The sequence below is a fragment of the Stenotrophomonas sp. YIM B06876 genome, assembly GCF_030711595.1.
Classification (GTDB): domain Bacteria; phylum Pseudomonadota; class Gammaproteobacteria; order Xanthomonadales; family Xanthomonadaceae; genus Stenotrophomonas.
This window is the reverse complement of sequence record NZ_JAUJUJ010000005.1, coordinates 80,425-97,099: the sequence shown is the minus strand read 5'-3', so window position 1 is coordinate 97,099 and position 16,675 is coordinate 80,425. Positions and strand designations below refer to the sequence as shown.

The following is a 16,675-nucleotide window of genomic DNA, read 5'->3' as shown; positions in this document are numbered from 1 at the left end:
ATAAAAACGAAAATTTAACGGAATTTGTACCCGTTCGCCCTGTTCGCAAGGCATCATCGCCCATCGATTTTCTTTGTGACCGCCGCGTGACGACCAATCAAACGTCTTTCCAAGGCAATTCCAACCCTTCTTTCCGCAAGGTCCGCCATCTGCTCTGCGCCGTGGCGTTGAGCCTGGCCAGCCTTCCGGCTCTGGCGCAAAGCGCCCCGGACGTACAGACCCCAGCGGTATCTGCGCCGGCGGCCAAGCCCGCCGCCAAACCCGAAACCCAGCGCAGCAAGGCCGACGCGGCCGCCACCGCCACCCTGGCCGCGCTTCTGCCCCACCTGGCAGCCAACGACACCATTCCCCTGCTCGATCGCTCGGCCATGTTCGCAGGTGACCTCAGCCGCCTGCTGGCCAACTACGATGCCAGCCAAGGCACCGCCGAGGCCGGCCAGGTCGCCGAGGACGGCAAGGTGCAGTCGCTGCTGCGCCGGGCAATGACCCTGCTGGGCACGCCCTATCGCTGGGGCGGCACCTCCCCGGATGCGGGCTTTGATTGCAGCGGGCTGGTCAGTTATGTGTTCCGTACCGCGCTGGGCGTCGAGCTGCCGCGCGTCTCCCGCGAAATGGCCCGCGAAGCCAGTGCCGAGCTGATCAACGATCGCTCCTCGCTGTCCGCCGGTGATCTGGTGTTCTTCGGCCGCAAGGGCCGGGTCGACCACGTCGGCATCTATGTCGGCGAAGGCCGCTTCCTGCATGCCCCCAGCAATGGCAAGGATGTCCGCACCGACACCCTGCTCAGCGGTTATTGGGGCGAGAAGTTCATGCAGGCGCGACGCGTCGCGCTGTAAGCGCACGGTCGGCACCACCGGGAAGCCGCGGCATTGTCCGCGGCTTTTTTGTGTCCGCGGCTTCCCGGTGTGCGCGTTGCCGGAGGCCGGCATCGCAGCGATGCCACCCGCAGGTTGGCCGGTCTAACGCGCTTGGCGCGTTCGCATCCATACCTCTTATTGAAAGTATCGACTTCGTATACACAGAAGAATTCTCCGGAAAACTTCCTTGGCAACGTTTCTGCCGCAGGCGGAAGCGATTGGAACCAGACGTGGGGCGGCACGTCCACTGGTTCATATTCGGCGACTGCGCTCCGCCCGAGCCCTAAGGAAGGTGCACGTGTATGACCGCTATCCCGGTTTCACCGAAGCGATGTGTGATCTGGTTCGGACACCCCAAGACGCAGGAAAAAATGACCTTGGCCGCGGCCGGCTGGCAGGTACGGTCGGTAGATCACGACCAACCGGCCGAGATAGGCATGCGCGGCGATGACCATATCGTGGGCATGCTGGATCTGCGGGGCGAACCGGCCCGCTGTCTGGAATACCTTGAAAGAATAATCGGCGAGCACCGCCACATGGCGCTGATCGCGATCACCTCCCCGCAGACCCCCCAGCATGATCCCTGCGTAGACCGGCTGTTGGCGCGCTGCGTGCAGCAGTTCGACAGCCCACCCGACCTCAACGAGATGGTGCTCCGGCTGCAGAAGCTGGGGGGTGACATTCCCTCCGAAGAAACCGGAGGACTGGACAGCCTGCTGGGCCGAAGCCCGCCGATGCTGGCAATGCGCGCGGCAATCCGCAAGTTCGCCCCCGTCGAGCTTCCCGTGCTGATCACCGGCGAAACCGGGACCGGCAAGGAAGTAGCCGCCCATGCGTTGCACCGGCTCTCCCGTCGCGGCGACCGGCCGTTCAGCGCGATCAATTGCGGCGCCATTCCTTCCACGCTGGTGCAGTCGGAGTTGTTCGGCCATGAACGGGGCGCCTTCACCGGCGCGTCCGCGCGGCGACTGGGCCTGTTCGAAACCGCCCACACCGGCACCGTGTTCCTGGATGAAATCGGCGACCTGCCGATGGATGTACAGACCAACCTGTTGCGGGTTCTGCAGGAAGGCACCATCGAGCGGGTGGGCAGCAACCAGCCGGTGCACGTGGATGTGCGCATCGTGGCTGCCACCCATGTCAACCTTGAAGAGGCTGTTGAGCACGGGCGCTTCCGCCGCGATCTTTACTACCGCCTCAATGTGCTGCGACTGCCGATGCCACCGCTGCGCGAGCGCGGCAGCGATATCGAATTGCTGGCCGATCACTTCCTGCAGGATTTCCGTACCCGGCACACCATCCGTGCCCGCGGCTACAGCAGCGAAGCCCGCCAGATGATGGACAGCTTCCCCTGGCCGGGCAATGTGCGCGAACTGCTTAATCGCGTCCAGCGCGCCGCGATTACCGCCGAGGGCGAACTGATCAGCGCTGCCGACCTGGAACTGAAAGCGGCCAACGAGAGTGGCGACAAGCTGCTGGAGAGCGCCCGCATCCAGGCCGAGCGCGAGGCACTTCTCACCTGCTTGCAGCAAAGCCGTTACAACATCAGCGCCTGCGCACGGCGGATGCAGGTCTCGCGCGTTACCGTCTACCGGCTCTGCCGCAAGCACCAGCTGGAACTGCAAACGATGCGCTGAGCGCCAGAGGGTCGGTGCGATGCACACCGACCCGGGCGGACTCACAGCATGTACGGCACCTTGAAGGCCAGGGTGAAATCCGGAGCGTCCGGGGTCAGGCCGATGCCCAGCAGACTGACCAGGGTGGTATGCGGGGTCAGCGCATAGGTCACGCCGAGATTGAGCGTGCCTGCATTGGCATCACTGCCGATCACTTTGGTCCATTGCCCGCCCTTGAACCGGGTGGATGCGCGGGCGCTCAGACGGTCACTGAAGGAAATGCTCAGGCTGGTGCGCTCGTTGAAGGCGAAGGCCACGCCCGCGCCGAAATAGTACGAGTTGCCCAGCTCCACCTCACCCGGGCTTTTCGTGTCCGGATTTACGTCGATGTCATTGAAGCTGCGTTTGAACGAGCGGATGTAGCCGATATTGCCGAACAGGATCGCAGGATCCGCGGTCTTTACCGCGGAAAGACCGACGTTCGCCTGCCACAAACCATTGCCGGTGGGCTGCTGGTCCGGAACCGCAAAGCGGATGAAGTCGTCGTTGTCGCGTTCGATCACTTTCCAGTCCAGGCCATACGGCTCGCGCCCGGTGGGCGCGGTGACTCCGACGGTCATCACCGTTTCCGGCCGCCGGCGACCTTCCGGGAACAACCGGTAGTTGGCGCTCACACTGACATCACCGATGCCATTGCCATTGGTTTCCTCCTGCGCGATCGCTGCGGCCGATCCGCCTGCGCCGCCCTTCTGATAGATGGTTTTGCGCGCCAGATACGGTACGTCCAGGTTCAACGTGAGTTTGGGATTGACCCCCCAGCGCGCGGCGAAGTTGTAGGTCAGCGAATCGGACTCGACATTCTCGATCGCGATGTTGCCCAGGAAGATCGCATCCAACGCGAGAAAGCCGTTGAGGGTCAGTTGCTTGCGGTCATAGCGCGCGTAGGTGACGCTGTTCTCCAGGATCAGCCGCTGGTTGAACAGCGCGGACTGCTGTTGCTTGACGTCATTCACGCTGCGCTTTGTCGCCTCTTTGGCTTCCTGCGCTTCTTCAGCGCTGCTGGCATACCCTTCGCTGGAGGCAGGCGGGGTTGCCGCAGTCTGCGGCGCGGCGGGCAGCGGCGTCCCCGCTTTGCCACCAATCCGCGACTGCATCGCCTGCACCTGCATATCCAGCTCACGCAACCGGCGCACTTCCTGCGCATAGCTGGCCTTGAGTGCTTCCAGTTGCGCCATCAACGCCTTCATATCGGCTTCGTCACTACTCGGACCCGGGGCTGGCTCTTGCGCCGCCACTTTTGACGAAACCATCGCAAGGCTTACCAGCGCCGCCATCGCCAGTCGCTTCATTTTCGAACTCCTCCGCAGGGATTTTTCCGGTTGCCAGCCTCAGTTTGGCTGGATCATTGGCCCACGCCCGGGCCGAAGCCCCGTGTCAGCGTGATAGCCTGGGCCACGTTTTGCGCCAGCGGCAGGTTGTCCACCAGCGATTGCCTCAGCAGATCGATCTGCAGCCGGTTGCCCGCCTGCTGCCCGTCGGCCATCAACTGGATGCTCTGGCCCACGCTGCCACTGCGCATCCACTGCTGCACAGCGCCTTGGCCGTCGATCTGCAACAGCACCTTCGCGGCACTGCCATCGAAGCTGACTTGCGCACTGGCGTTGCCCTGGTGCATTTCCGATTGCCCGGTGGATGTGCCGCTGCCGCCGGGGATCGGCCCGCCGTCGCGCACATTCAAATGCATGGCATTGCTGGCACGGTTGTCGTCACCCGCCACCTGCACGCTCTGCACCAGCCCGGCCACGTTCTGCAGCCCGCTGCCATCAACACTGCGTCCGGCGGTATCCGGCAAGGGGGCGTTGGCGGCGGTGATATTCACGCTGGGGGTGAAGCTGACCTTGGGCGTGCTGCCCTGGGTGAAATCCATTCCCAGCGTCATCGCGCCCTGCAGGTTCTGCCCGGTCGCGGTCTGCCAGGTGGAGATCATGGTCACCCCGAACCAGGCCACTGCATTGCCGCCCACGGTGTAGCGGCCGCGCATCAGGTTGAGCTCCGGATCGGGAATTTCCTGCAGGCCCTTACCGGGCTTGCCGTCGGTTTCGGCGGCATGGGCGGGGATCGCGAGCATCAGCGCCAGCGCGATACAACCCGGGGTTGCGATGTTCATGATCGAACTCCTTCAAAACAGGTCGGCATGGGTGAACCCGAAGTCCACCAGCTCGGCATCGGTAATTGGTCCTTGCCCCTGCCGCGCATACAACGCGCGGGCACTGGGTTTCTCACTGGGCTGCAACAGCACCGTATTGCGGTCGAAGTCGCTGCCGATAACCACGAACACCGCCCTGGAGGGCCATGCCGCCAGAAAGTCCTTGAGCGGTATCACCCGATTCCCCAGTATGGGATCGGCCACTTCGGCCATGTCGTCGCGGACCTGCTTGAGGACGACAAAATGGCGGAATCCGCGGACATCCATCAGTACCAGGCCTGGCACGCGCAACGAGCGCAGGCGTTCCTCATTGATCCGGTAGCCGCGGCCACGCATGCCCATCGATTCGACATAGCGCTTGATATCCAGCAACGAAAAACCGCGCTGTTGCACCAGGGCCGGGTCTGCCACTGCCATCATTCCCTGGATCACCGTGTTTTCGTCGGCATCCAGGTGGTAGGCGTAACGAAGGATCGTCGCCAGCGCGGCGGCCCCACAGCTGTAGTCGGTGTGCTGCCGCACCAGGTTGCGGAAGCGCCGCTCCTGCATGCTTTCGATCTTCTGCGTATAGATGGCGCCGTTCGGCAATACCCCGCTGAAGCCGACGTCACCTGCACGCACCGGGCCGGCATACGCAAGCATTGCCAACAGCGGGACCACAACGATGCGCAACATACCCGGACCTTCTCCATGTCAGAAAGGAGCCCCTGCCCCAAGGGGGAGGAGGGGCAGGAGCTCCCGGGGTAGCCCGGTCATTGGCGGATGACCGGGTTTTCTGCTCTGAACGCGTATTGCCTGATCAACAGGACACGCTTACTCGCCGCCCGGGTTACCGCCACCGCCAGTCGACGGTTGCGCCACGGCCAAGGCCAGGCTGTTGGCTTGCAGGTTGCCGGTACCGGCCGAGATGTTCACACCGATGTTGCCGGAGGCGCCGGAGAAGGCACTGCCGGACAGCGCAGCGGTGTTGGTGGCATTCACCACGACCCAGTCGACATCGACGATAGAGCCACTGAGGCTGGCAGTCAGGTCAGCCGTGCCCATTTCCCGCAAGGACAGGTTGCCATGCTCGTCGGTATCCCACGCCATGCCGCCTACGCCCGACTTGTACGGATTGCGGACGGCACCCTGGCTATCGATGTCCCAATCGCTGTGGCCGGTCCCATTTCCACCCGGATGTGTCTCCGACGACCAGTTGTCCACGTAGAAGTTGGTCTTCTGGTAGGAGTTGCCCCGACCTTCATAGGTGCCCGTAGCGGTGCCACTGGTCGAGCCTCTGACCGTGCCGTGCATCGCGACATCGATGGTGCTTTCGTGGCGCTCAGCCATGCCGTTGTTGCTGACGGTATTGTCCGAGGACACCTGGTTCGAGCTGATGCTCGACTGGGCATACGCACTGGTGGCCACGGAAGCGGCGAGCGCGTTCTTCTGCTCGTTGTTGTTGCCCGAGGTCACGTTGACACCGATGTTGCCGCTGGCACCCGCAAACGCGCTGCCGCTGAGGCCGGCGTTATTGATCACACCATGGTTGGTGGTGGTGTTCCGCGTACCGCTCTGGTTTACGAACACTTCCGCATCGGCCATACCAAAGCTGAAAGAAGCATCAGCGGCCGACAGCGAGGCGGCATTGTCCTGCGCGTTGTTGTCGCCGGCGGCAACGTTGAAGCCCAGGTTGCCAGACGCGCCCGCGGCGACATCCTCGCTGATCGAGGCATCGTTGGTCAGTTTGTCGTTCGTTCCGTGGTTGCCGGAAACCGACTGGCGGTTGTCGACGATCGCAATCGCGGCCGAATCCAGATAGATATAGCCATCGACCTCGGGATCGCCGTAGAAGTCGATATCCGAACTCAGGCTCAGATCCTTCTTCAGGTTCACCTCAACGTTATGCCGGTCCCTGTCACCACGGTGGCGGTCGCCACCCTCGCTCTGTGCAAAAGCTGCCGTACTGGCCGTCAGTCCGGCAACAGCCATGGCGAGTACCGTCCATTTCATATTCGCTTTCATGGTGCCCTCTTCTTTTGGTTCTACATCGGGTGGATGGAACGTTTCATCACGGAACGGGTTGCACGGAGATGCTCAGCTGGTTGTCCGTCGCGTTGCCTGATCCCGCGATCTGATTGAGTTGCAACACACCGTCAAAGCCACGCAATGCGGAGGCTTCAACTCCGACCTTGCGGGTCCCCGGTGACGATGCGCCACCGGCGGTGCCCTGCCCCCCTGCCGACGCGACCGCACCTGCGGAAGCCAGTGCTTCTTCGGTCGTTTCGCGTATGCCCTGGTCGGCCAGTACCGCGACCACGGAATTGAGTTCCGCGTTGCCGCTGCCACTGACCTGATTGATTGACGCGATGCCGTTGGCTCCTGCCAGCGCCTGGCCACCCAGGGTGGCGGAGGCATGCAGCGGCATGTCGTGGATGTTGTCCTGCTGTTGCTGCCGGGCGCTGACCGTGGCCGAAGCGCTATGGCCGACCGCCATGCTGTGCAGGTTGGCCTGCAGGTTGAGATCGCCCGCAGCCATGTTCACGGCGATCGCGCCGCTGCTGCCGGACAGGGCCTGCCCGTCAATACGGGTGGCTGTCGTCAGGTAGGAAAGCATTCCGCTGTAACCGTCGGCCGACTGCGCCTGGGCGACAGATGCGCCCGCAGTCGAAGCGGCAACCAGCAGCGCAAGAAGGAACCGGTTCATATGCCGGGCCCTCACCGGCCGCCCGGGCCGGCAGCGGGCTGGGCCAGCGGGAACTGCGCCAGCGCCCCGCGTACCTGGTCACCGATTCCGCGGGTCGCCCCGGTTACGGCGCCCATGGGCCCACCGATCGCCTGGCTGAGCTGGCCGCCAGACAGCGCCCCGCCCTCTCCCGTCACCCGGCCCAGTGCACCGTTCAGCGCGTTGCCGGTCACCCGCTCGACCGTCGTCTGCGTTTGCGGCTGGGTATCGCCCAGGCTGGACCCGAGGGTGGCGTAGTCGTCATCGCCCAGTTCATCCATGCCCGTGCCCACACCGAGGGACTGGCCCAGCTCGCGCCTGGGTGAGGGATTGACGATCAGCGCCATGCCGGGAGGGGCCGGACGATAGGCCGGGCGCGCGGACACATCACGCAGCAACACGATCTCGCCAGGTTGGGCCTTCACGCCTTGGCGCGCACCGGAGGCCTGCGCCGTCCAGGACGACATGGCCAGCGCAACCACGACAGTCATCAGACCGATGTTTGCAGATGTGTACTTGCTGTTCATTGCCCCATCCATTGCCTGTCTTCAGGACGGGAGAACGCAGCTATCGTGCCAACACTTTTTTATGTTTTAAAACAGACACTTGGAGAGATTGAATTACAAAAATCCCACGCGGATGTAACAACGTGTTCAACGCCGGTTATCGAACTGGCGCGTATTCACCGGCGGACAGGCCTGCTGCCAGTGGCGCTGGCCGGGTGTAACGCTTGTGATACACCCCGATGCAACACCCTGTTACACCCGGAACTCAGCCGCGAACAACAGAACCGGCAACACTCATGCGGCTGCCGATCGAAGCCCACGGCCCAGCGCCAGGACGCGGATACGCACCGCGGTCGGCAGTCCCGACGCAGGGATTGCGCGCGCGCCGGTGTGCCGCAGGCGTTCAGCGCAGGCCTATGCCGGGCACCGTGGGGCGAGATCCGCGCGCAGCCCAGCCGCTCTGGAATAGCGGCAAGCGGTCTGCGGGAATGAGGTCAACGCCCGTCGAACCGGCCGGCAGCCGCGCGGCCTGGTGCACGCGCAGGGGGCATGCAGGACGCCGCGGGAGGATGGCGAAAAACGCCGGGCGGCGCATGTCGCCGATGGGTGCATGCCGCTGGCCCGCATGACCGGGGGAATGGCGTTCTCAGTCGCTGGCGGTATCGCGGGCGCCGACCGGATTGCTCCCTGCGTCGTACACCTGCTGGTCGAGCAGTCCGCTTTCCTTGGCCACCAGCACCGGCACCACCATCTGCCCGGTCACGTTGGTCATGGTGCGCATCATGTCGAGCACCCGGTCGATCGCATACAGGTAGCCGATCGCTTCCAGCGGCAGATTGGCGGCACTGAGCACCACCGTGGCCATCACCACCGCGGTGCCGGGCACGCCGGCGGTGCCGAAACTGCCCAGCACCGAGGCGATCAGCACCACCACGTACTGCTCCGGGGTCAGTGGCACGCCGGTGTACTGGGCGATGAAAACCGCGCACAACGCCGGATAGATCGCGCCGCAGCCGTCCATCTTGATGCTGGCGCCCAGCGGCACCGCGAACGAGGCGTAATCCTTGTTGACGCCGAGGTTCTCGGTGATCGAACGCATCGCCATCGGCATCGACGCGAAGCTGGACGAACTGACGAACGCCACCTGCATGCCCGGCGCCGCACCGCGGAAAAACTTCAGCGGATTCAAGCCGTGCGACAGCAGCAGGCCGCTGTACACCACGAGGATGTGGAAAGCGCAGGCCACATACAGCGCCAGCACGAAGCTGCCCAGCGGCAACAGCTTCTCGAAGCCGTAGCTGCCGACCAGCCCGGCGATCAAGCCGAAGGTGCCGATCGGGGTCATTTCCAGCACGAAGCGCGTGACCTGGATCATGATCTCGCTCATCTGCCCGACCAGCTTGCGCGCTTCACCCACTTTCTCGCCGAGCTTGACCATGGCAAAGCCGAGCAGGCCGGCGAAGAAGATCACCGGCAGGATCGAGCCGCGGCCGGCAGCAAGCACGGTTTCACCGGCCGCGTTGAGCCGGGTGCCGATCCCGCTCAATGCGTAGAACGGATTGGACGGCACCACATCCATCAGCACTTTGACCGCGCTGGGCACATCGCGCGGGGTGTAGGCCGAATCCATGCTGAGACTGAGGTTGCCGGTGCCGGGCTGCATGATCGTGCCGACCGCCAGCCCTACCCCGACCGCGAGTGCGGCGGTGATCAGGAACCACAGGAATGTGCGCCCGCCCAGCGCGGCAACCGATTTCTGCCCGTGCAACGAGGAGATCGCGTTGATCACCGCGAAGAACACCAGCGGCACGGCGATCATCTTGATCAGGGTGACGTAGAGCTCGCCCAGTGGCCCGAACCAGACCTCCGCCGCCGGCCCCATCAGCGAGCCCGCCAGCACACCCAGCGCGAAACCGGCCACCACGCGTTGCCAGAAAGGAATCCGCAACCAGGCAGAGACCAGCTTCATATGTCGATCCGGGGCTGTTTCAGGGAGTGGCACGATAGCGCAGGCGGCCGCCGGCGACGATGCCCCTGGAAGAAAAGCTGCGTGTCATCTGCACGACTTTCCCCAATCGTCATAATGGGCGCTTGTTCATGTGAGGCCAGATCACCACCATGTCACGTGTCACCCCCTTGTTTTGCGCGCTTTCGACCCTGCTGCTTGGCGCCTGCGCCAGCCTGCCGCCAGCGTCCGCTCCCGCCGCGGTGAATGTGGAGGTTCCCGCCATTACCCGCCCCGCCGGTGAAACCCCGCAATGGTGGTATCGCAGCGGGGCGGCCAAGGCGGCGGCCAACGGCGCGATGGCCGGCAAGGCGAAGAACGTGATCCTGTTCCTGGGCGATGGCATGAGCCTGACCACCGTCGCCGCCGCGCGCATCCTGCAGGGCCAGCGCAACGGCAATCCGGGCGAAGAGAACCTGCTGTCGTGGGAACAGTTCCCGGCCACCGCCTTCAGCAAGACCTACAACACCGATTCGCAGACGCCGGACTCGGCCGGCACCATGACCGCCATCACCACCGGCGTGAAGACCCACATGGGCGCGATCGGCGTCAGCGCCGGCAACAGCAACGACTGTGCCGACAGTATCGACAAGCACCTGCTCACCTGGTTGCAGCTGGCCGACAGCGCCGGCATGGCCACCGGGATCGTCTCCACCGCACGCCTGACCCACGCCACCCCGGCCGCCACCTACGCGCATTCACCCAACCGCGAGTGGGAAAACGACACCGCCCTGCCGGCAGCGGCCAAGGCCGCCGGTTGCGTGGATATCGCCCAGCAGCTGCTGTCCACGTCGCGTTACGGGCGCGGCCCGCTGGTGGCGCTGGGCGGCGGCCGCCGCGAGTTCACCACGGTCCAACAGCGCGACCCGGAATACGATGACAAGGTCGGCAAGCGACTGGACGGGCGCGATCTGGTCGGCGAATGGCAGCAGGCCCATCCGCAGGGCGCCTACGTGTGGAACGCGGCGCAGTTGCAAGCTGCAGCCGATGCACCGGCGTTGCTGGGCCTGTTCGAGCCCGACCACATGCAATACGAGCTGGACCGTGCCGGCGACAAGGGCGGCGAGCCGTCGCTGGCCGAACTGACCCGTACCGCCATCGCCAATCTGTCCAGGCACCCGGAGGGCTATGTGCTGATGGTGGAAGGCGCCCGTATCGACCATGCCAACCACAGTGGCAATGCCGCCCGTGCGCTGGGCGACACCATCGCCCTGTCCGATGCGGTCAAGGCCGCCGTCGAGGCGAGCGCGGGCGAGGACACCCTGATCATCGTCACCGCCGACCACTCGCACACGCTGAACTTCGTCGGCTACCCGGCGCGCGGCAATCCGATCCTGGGCAAGGTCATGGACAACGGTGGCGAAGACAGTACCGGCAACGGCCTGGCCCTGGCCCGCGACGGCCTCGGCCTGCCCTACACCACGCTCAGCTATGCCAATGGCCCCGGTTACACCGGCGCCAGCAACCTGCAGCCGGCGGGGCCCAAGAAGCATCCGCATGCCCCGAGCACGTTCGAGGCGGCGACCGGCCGACCGGACCTGACCGCTGTCGACACCGAACACCCCGACTATCTGCAGGAAGCACTGGTTCCGGCCAGAAGCGAATCGCATGGTGGCGAGGATGTCGGTATCTGGGCACGTGGCCCGGGCAGCAACGCGATCCGCGGCACGCTGGAGCAGAACACGATCTATCACCTGATCGTGCAGGCCACGCCCCGCCTGCGGGAGCGCCTGTGCGCGGCGGATACCTGCGATGCGCAGGGGGTGCCGGTCGAACTGCCGCAGCCGCGCAAGTTCGAGCGCAGCGCCGGAGAAACCCGGTAGGAAACACGGCAAGCGTGCTGCAGGCCCGTTGCCTCGATGACAGGGGCCGCCTTGGGCGGCCCCTTGTTCCGCTGGCCGGCCTGCTCGCAGCCGGTGCGGGATCGGCCACCGGCCCGGCCTGCAACGTGCTGTTCGCAGAACACGGCGCGCAACCGCCATCCGGCTGGGAACGGATCGATGGCCGAGGTCTGCCATGGCTGCCGATGGCCCCATCGCGCTGATTCGAGGTCAGAGATTCCGCCTCGGCCGCCACGGCCAGCGCCCGCCCGACGCCGTCTCGCCGTAGCCCCGCGCATGGCGGCGCCGGCCGCCAGCGCCGATACTGCCGGCCACACCGACCCTGCCGGACCCGATGCCTATCCCCCTGCCTGCCTTCCCTGCTGCCCCCGCGCCGGTCCTGGTCGGTTTCAGCGGCGGCCTGGACTCGACCGTGCTGCTGCACCTGCTGGCATCCGATCCGCGGCAACGCCACCGCGGCCTGCGCGCGCTGCATGTCCATCACGGGTTGCAGGTGGAGGCGGACGCCTGGACCCTGCATTGCCAGCAGGTATGTGAGCAGCTGCAGGTGCCACTGCAGGTGGAACGGGCCGAGGTGGCGCGCGGTGCCGGCAGCGGCGGCGTGGAGGCCGCCGCACGTGAAGCCCGCCACGCCGCTTTCGCCGCGGTACTGCAGCCCGGCGACTGGCTGGCGCTGGCCCATCATCTCGACGACCAGGCCGAAACGTTCCTGCTGCGGGCCTTGCGCGGCTCCGGTGTGGAAGGCCTGGCGGCCATGCAGCCGCTGCGCCCCTTTGGCAACGGCCAGTTGTGGCGGCCATTGCTGCACACGCCAGGTGCGGCGTTGCTGGAATACGCCCGCCACCATCGACTGCAATGGATCGAGGACCCCAGCAATGCGTGCGTCGACTACGACCGCAACTTCCTGCGCCTGCAGGTCATGCCGCTGCTCGCCCGGCGCTGGCCGCACGTCGCCGGCGCGTTTGCCCGCAGCGCCGCGCTTGCCGGCGAAGCCGCGAGCCTGCTGGCCGGGCAGGACCAGCACGATCTGCAGGGCGCGCGTTCGCATGACGGCAGCCTGTCCGTTCCGGCGTTGAACGCCTTGCCGGCACCGCGCCGCGCGCGCGTCTTGCGCAGGTGGATCGGGCAACTCGGATTCCCCCCCCTGCCCGCCCATGGCGTGCGTGCCATTGAGCGGCAATTGCTCAAGGCCCGCGCCGATCTGCAACCGTGTTTCGCCTGGCATGGCGTGCAGGTGAAACGCTGGCGCGACCAGCTGCACGGCATGGTTCCGGTGCCGGCATGGCCGCCGGATTGGCAGGCGGTCTGGGATGGCCGCGCGCCATTGCCGCTGCCCGATGGTGGCCAGCTGCAACTGCTAGGCGCGGCCGCCTTTGCGGCCGCCGTGAGCGTGCGCGGCCGCAACGGTGGCGAACGTATGCAGCTGCCGGGGCGAACCCACTCGCACTCCCTCAAACAGCTGCTGCAGGAGTCGGAACTGCCGCCCTGGCGGCGCGCGCGACTGCCGTTGCTGTATGCCGGAGATGAACTGCTTGCCGCCGGTGACAGTTTTGTCTCGGCGACCCTGCAGCACTGGCTGGACGGGAAGGGTGCCCGCCTTCTGTGGCGTTCCGGCGACGACGCGAATTGACCCCGCCGCCTGCGCCGCTCACACTTTCGCCATGCCCAAGAAGTCCCCCAACGAAATCTCCCCGGTCGCCCACTTCGAACAGTCGCTGGAAGAGCTGGAGCAACTGGTCGAAAAAATGGAAGCCGGCGACCTGAGCCTGGAACAGTCGCTCGGCGCCTACGAGCGCGGCGTCGGCCTCTATCGCCAATGCCAGCAGGCGCTGGAACAGGCCGAACTGCGCGTGCGCCTGCTCACCGACCCGGCGCAACCGGAACAGTCCGTGCCGTTCGACAGCAGCGGCCATGACGACTGACGTCGTGTTCGCCCGCTGGCGTGAGCGTACCGAACGCCAGTTGCACCGCAGCCTGCCCGATCCGCAAACCCCGCCGCACGGCCTGCACCAGGCCATGCGCTACGCAGCGCTCGGTGGCGGCAAACATATGCGGCCGCTGCTGGTCTATGCCGCCGGCCAGCTGTTTGATGCCGACGAAACCCTTCTGGATGCGCCGGCCACCGCGGTCGAACTGATCCACGTCTATTCGCTGGTGCATGACGATCTTCCGGCGATGGACGACGACGACCTGCGGCGCGGCCGCCCTACCACCCACATCGCCTTCGATGAAGCCACCGCGATCCTCGCCGGCGACGCGCTGCAGACGCGCGCCTTCGAACTGCTGGCCACCGCGCCCGGTTCCGACGCACTGCGCGTGGCCTGCCTGCAGACGCTGGCCCAGGCCGCCGGCGCGGCCGGGATGTGCGGCGGACAGGCGCTGGATATCGACGCCACCGGCAAGCAGCAACCGGTCGCCGCGCTGGAGCACATGCACGCCCTGAAGACCGGCGCCCTGATCCGCGCCGCGGTGCGCATGGGCGCGCTGTGCGGCGGCGCCGCGCCGGCCGAACTGGCGACACTGGACCGGTTCGCCAGCGCGCTCGGGCTGGCCTTCCAGGTGCGCGACGACATCCTCGATATCGAGGCCAGTTCCGAGCAGCTGGGCAAGACCGCCGGCAAGGATCTGACCCAGGAGAAATCCACCTTCCCGGCACTGCTGGGCGTGGATGGCGCAAAGAAGCATCTGCAGTCGCTGCTCGAAAAGATGCAAGACAGCTTGGCTGGCTACAGCGAACGCGCCGATGCGCTACGGGCGCTGGGACAGTTGGCGGTGGAGCGCAATCACTGACACCCGGCTTTGGGTGAGCGTCGGGCCATGCCCGGCCACAGTTGGCACTGTCATCGCGAAACACGCATTGGTGGCTCCGCTCGAACGTTGCATGCGCGGATGCATCTGCAAGAACCTACTGCCAGTGGCAGCTCACTTCTGCCGCGCCGCTTCGAAAACAGCGGGCGCTTGCCGGCTTTTTCGGGCCCGAAGGCCCACGTCCTCCGGAAGCGGCCGATCAGCGTCCATAAAAAAGCCCGGGATTCCCGGGCTTTGTGTTTACCAGCACATGGCGATCACTTGATCAGGCGGATCGCGAACGGGTACCGATAGGCCTCGCCCTTGTTTGCCGCCAACCCGGCAATGATGCTGAACACGATGCAGGCAATCCATGCCGCAAAGTTGATCAGAAAGCCGATCAGGATGACGGTGAGGATCGTGCCGACCACATACGCCATAAGCAGGGTGATCTGGAAGTTCAGCGCTTCCTTGGACTGGTCGGTCAGGTATGCCTTCTGCGGGTTGTCCTTGTTCACCAGCCACACGATCAACGGGACGATGAAGCCCAGGACGATGCCCGACAGGTGCACCAGCATGGCCAGCGTGTTGTCGTCGGCGCCACTGGCACTGGCGGGCGGCGGTGGCGGGATGGTGTTGTTTTCGTAATCACTCATATCGAGTCCCCAAGGTCCTTGTTGATAGTGGAAGGCACCAGCAGCGACGCATTCATGAATGTGCTGCCCCTACTGGAGAATACGTCAATCAGCCCCGGCCACGGTCATCTTTCCGATCAATATCGAACCGGTGCGCACGTGCGAGCGCAGATCGACGTCGCTGCCTACCGCCTCCATGCCGGCGAACATCTGTTTCAGATTGCCGGCAATGGTGACGCCATCGACCGGATAGGCGATTTCCCCGTTCTCCACCCAGAACCCGCCGGCGCCGCGCGAGTAATCGCCGGTGATGCTGTTGACGCCCTGCCCCATCAGCTCGGTCACCAGCAGGCCGCGGCCCATGCCCTTGACCATCGAGCGCAGGTCGCCGGCGTTGGCCGCCACCTGCAGGTTGTGCACACCGCCGGCATTGGCGGTGGTCTGCAGCCCGAGCCTGCGCGCCGAGTAACTGCCCAGCAGGTAGCGCTGCAATATCCCACCGGCCACCAGCGCCGAGTTGCGGGTGGCCACGCCCTCGCTGTCGAACGCACAGGAACGCAGCCCGCGTTGCAGCAGTGGCAACTCATCGATGCCGAACCAGTCCGGGAACAGCCGGGTGCCAACGCTGTCGAGCAGGAAGCTCGCACGCCGGTACAGCGCGCCGCCCGATACCGCGCCCAGCAGATGGCCGATCAGCGAACGCGCCACTTCGGCCGAAAACAGCACCTGCGCCTCCCCGGTCGGCAATGAACGCGGCTGCAGCCGGGCAACGGTGCGCTCGGCGGCGCGACGACCGATCGCTTCGGGCGTCTCCAGGTCTTCGCGGGCGATGGCGCTGCTGTACCAGCCATCACGCTGCATGCCATCGCCCTGGCCGGCGATCAAGGCACAGCCGATGGAATGATGGCTGCTGCGTTCGCGGCCGATGAAACCATGCGAATTGGCATAGACCGACAGGCTCTGCGCGGTCGCGGCCGAGGCGCCGTCGGAATTGCTGATGCGGCCATCGACGCTGCGGCCGGCAGCCTCGCAGGCCAGCGCCAGATCCAGCGCCTGGTCGGCGCCGAGCGCCCACGGGTGCCAGCCATCCAGATCCGGGAAGTCGTGCGCCATCAACGCCGGATCGGCCAGACCGGCGGCCGGGTCGTCCTCGGTATGCCGGGCAATCGCACAGGCCTGTGCGACGGTCGACTCCAGGCTTGCCTCCTGCAGGTCGGCGGTGCTGGCGCTGCCCTTGCGCTGCCCGAAGTAGACCGTGACGGCGATACCGCGATCATGCGTGGATTCAACCGTCTCCACCTCGCCCAGGCGCACATTCACCTCCAGTCCGCGCTCCTCGCTGCAGCTCACTTCGGCCTGGCTGGCGCCCATCGCCCGCGCGCGTTCCAGCAGCCGCTGCGAGATGCCAGCCAGGTTTTCCAGCCGTTGCAGGCTGTCGTCGGTGTCACGGGCATCGGTGGTGATCGCGTTCAATGCTTTATCCTGTTGGGGTTATGGCCCTGCGCAACGCGGGGCGAC

The 16,675-nt window shown here is 65.5% G+C and carries 15 protein-coding genes; 6 read left to right on the top strand and 9 right to left on the bottom strand.

The genetic code is table 11. The annotated features are described in order from the left end of the window. The first annotated feature begins 149 nt into the window (after positions 1-149). Positions 150-836, top strand: a complete 687-nt coding sequence (locus QZH66_RS04275; protein WP_305804742.1) for a C40 family peptidase — start codon at positions 150-152, stop codon at positions 834-836. A gap of 323 nt (positions 837-1,159) precedes the next feature. Then, positions 1,160-2,494 carry a sigma-54 dependent transcriptional regulator gene (locus tag QZH66_RS04270; RefSeq protein WP_305804714.1) on the top strand — a complete coding sequence of 445 codons (1,335 nt, stop codon included), beginning with the start codon at positions 1,160-1,162 and terminating at the stop codon, positions 2,492-2,494. Positions 2,495-2,535: 41 nt separating this feature from the next. Here the strand turns inward: QZH66_RS04270 and QZH66_RS04265 are convergent, their stop codons facing one another. From QZH66_RS04265 to QZH66_RS04235, 7 genes are all read right to left on the bottom strand, one after another. Further along, a complete protein-coding gene (locus QZH66_RS04265) occupies positions 2,536-3,783 on the bottom strand; it encodes a hypothetical protein (RefSeq protein ID WP_305804741.1) in 1,248 nt (415 codons plus the stop codon). Positions 3,784-3,875: 92 nt separating this feature from the next. After that, positions 3,876-4,640 (bottom strand): hypothetical protein, encoded by a 765-nt coding sequence (locus QZH66_RS04260; protein ID WP_305804713.1) that lies wholly within the window; start codon positions 4,638-4,640, stop codon positions 3,876-3,878. Between the two features lie 12 nt (positions 4,641-4,652). Continuing rightward, positions 4,653-5,354: a C39 family peptidase gene (locus tag QZH66_RS04255; RefSeq protein ID WP_305804712.1), complete on the bottom strand. Its 702-nt coding sequence runs from the start codon at positions 5,352-5,354 to the stop codon at positions 4,653-4,655. A 138-nt stretch (positions 5,355-5,492) separates the two neighbouring features. Then, positions 5,493-6,683: an adhesin gene (locus tag QZH66_RS04250; protein ID WP_305804711.1), complete on the bottom strand. Its 1,191-nt coding sequence runs from the start codon at positions 6,681-6,683 to the stop codon at positions 5,493-5,495. Between the two features lie 46 nt (positions 6,684-6,729). After that, positions 6,730-7,365, bottom strand: coding sequence for a hypothetical protein (locus QZH66_RS04245; RefSeq protein ID WP_305804710.1), 636 nt, complete (start codon positions 7,363-7,365; stop codon positions 6,730-6,732). An 11-nt stretch (positions 7,366-7,376) separates the two neighbouring features. Continuing rightward, on the bottom strand, positions 7,377-7,874 hold the full coding sequence (locus tag QZH66_RS04240; RefSeq protein ID WP_305804709.1) for a hypothetical protein: 498 nt from the start codon (positions 7,872-7,874) through the stop codon (positions 7,377-7,379). A gap of 661 nt (positions 7,875-8,535) precedes the next feature. Continuing rightward, positions 8,536-9,858, bottom strand: coding sequence for a dicarboxylate/amino acid:cation symporter (locus QZH66_RS04235; protein WP_305804708.1), 1,323 nt, complete (start codon positions 9,856-9,858; stop codon positions 8,536-8,538). Between the two features lie 149 nt (positions 9,859-10,007). Between QZH66_RS04235 and QZH66_RS04230 the strand changes: the two genes are divergently transcribed. The 4 genes from QZH66_RS04230 (at position 10,008) to QZH66_RS04215 (ending at position 14,525) form a co-directional block, all read left to right on the top strand. Continuing rightward, on the top strand, positions 10,008-11,717 hold the full coding sequence (locus QZH66_RS04230) for an alkaline phosphatase (RefSeq protein ID WP_305804707.1): 1,710 nt from the start codon (positions 10,008-10,010) through the stop codon (positions 11,715-11,717). Positions 11,718-12,069: 352 nt separating this feature from the next. After that, entirely contained in the window at positions 12,070-13,365 is a 1,296-nt protein-coding gene (tilS, locus tag QZH66_RS04225) for a tRNA lysidine(34) synthetase TilS (protein WP_305804706.1), read from the top strand. A 31-nt stretch (positions 13,366-13,396) separates the two neighbouring features. Then, positions 13,397-13,657 carry an exodeoxyribonuclease VII small subunit gene (locus tag QZH66_RS04220; protein ID WP_305804705.1) on the top strand — a complete coding sequence of 87 codons (261 nt, stop codon included), beginning with the start codon at positions 13,397-13,399 and terminating at the stop codon, positions 13,655-13,657. Beyond that, entirely contained in the window at positions 13,647-14,525 is an 879-nt protein-coding gene (locus tag QZH66_RS04215) for a farnesyl diphosphate synthase (RefSeq protein ID WP_305804704.1), read from the top strand. Before QZH66_RS04220 ends, QZH66_RS04215 begins: the two co-directional genes overlap by 11 nt. A gap of 275 nt (positions 14,526-14,800) precedes the next feature. Here the strand turns inward: QZH66_RS04215 and QZH66_RS04210 are convergent, their stop codons facing one another. Beyond that, a complete protein-coding gene (locus QZH66_RS04210; RefSeq protein WP_305804703.1) occupies positions 14,801-15,178 on the bottom strand; it encodes a DUF4870 domain-containing protein in 378 nt (125 codons plus the stop codon). Positions 15,179-15,262: 84 nt separating this feature from the next. Then, on the bottom strand, positions 15,263-16,630 hold the full coding sequence (pmbA, locus tag QZH66_RS04205) for a metalloprotease PmbA (protein WP_305804702.1): 1,368 nt from the start codon (positions 16,628-16,630) through the stop codon (positions 15,263-15,265). Positions 16,631-16,675 lie beyond the last annotated feature (45 nt).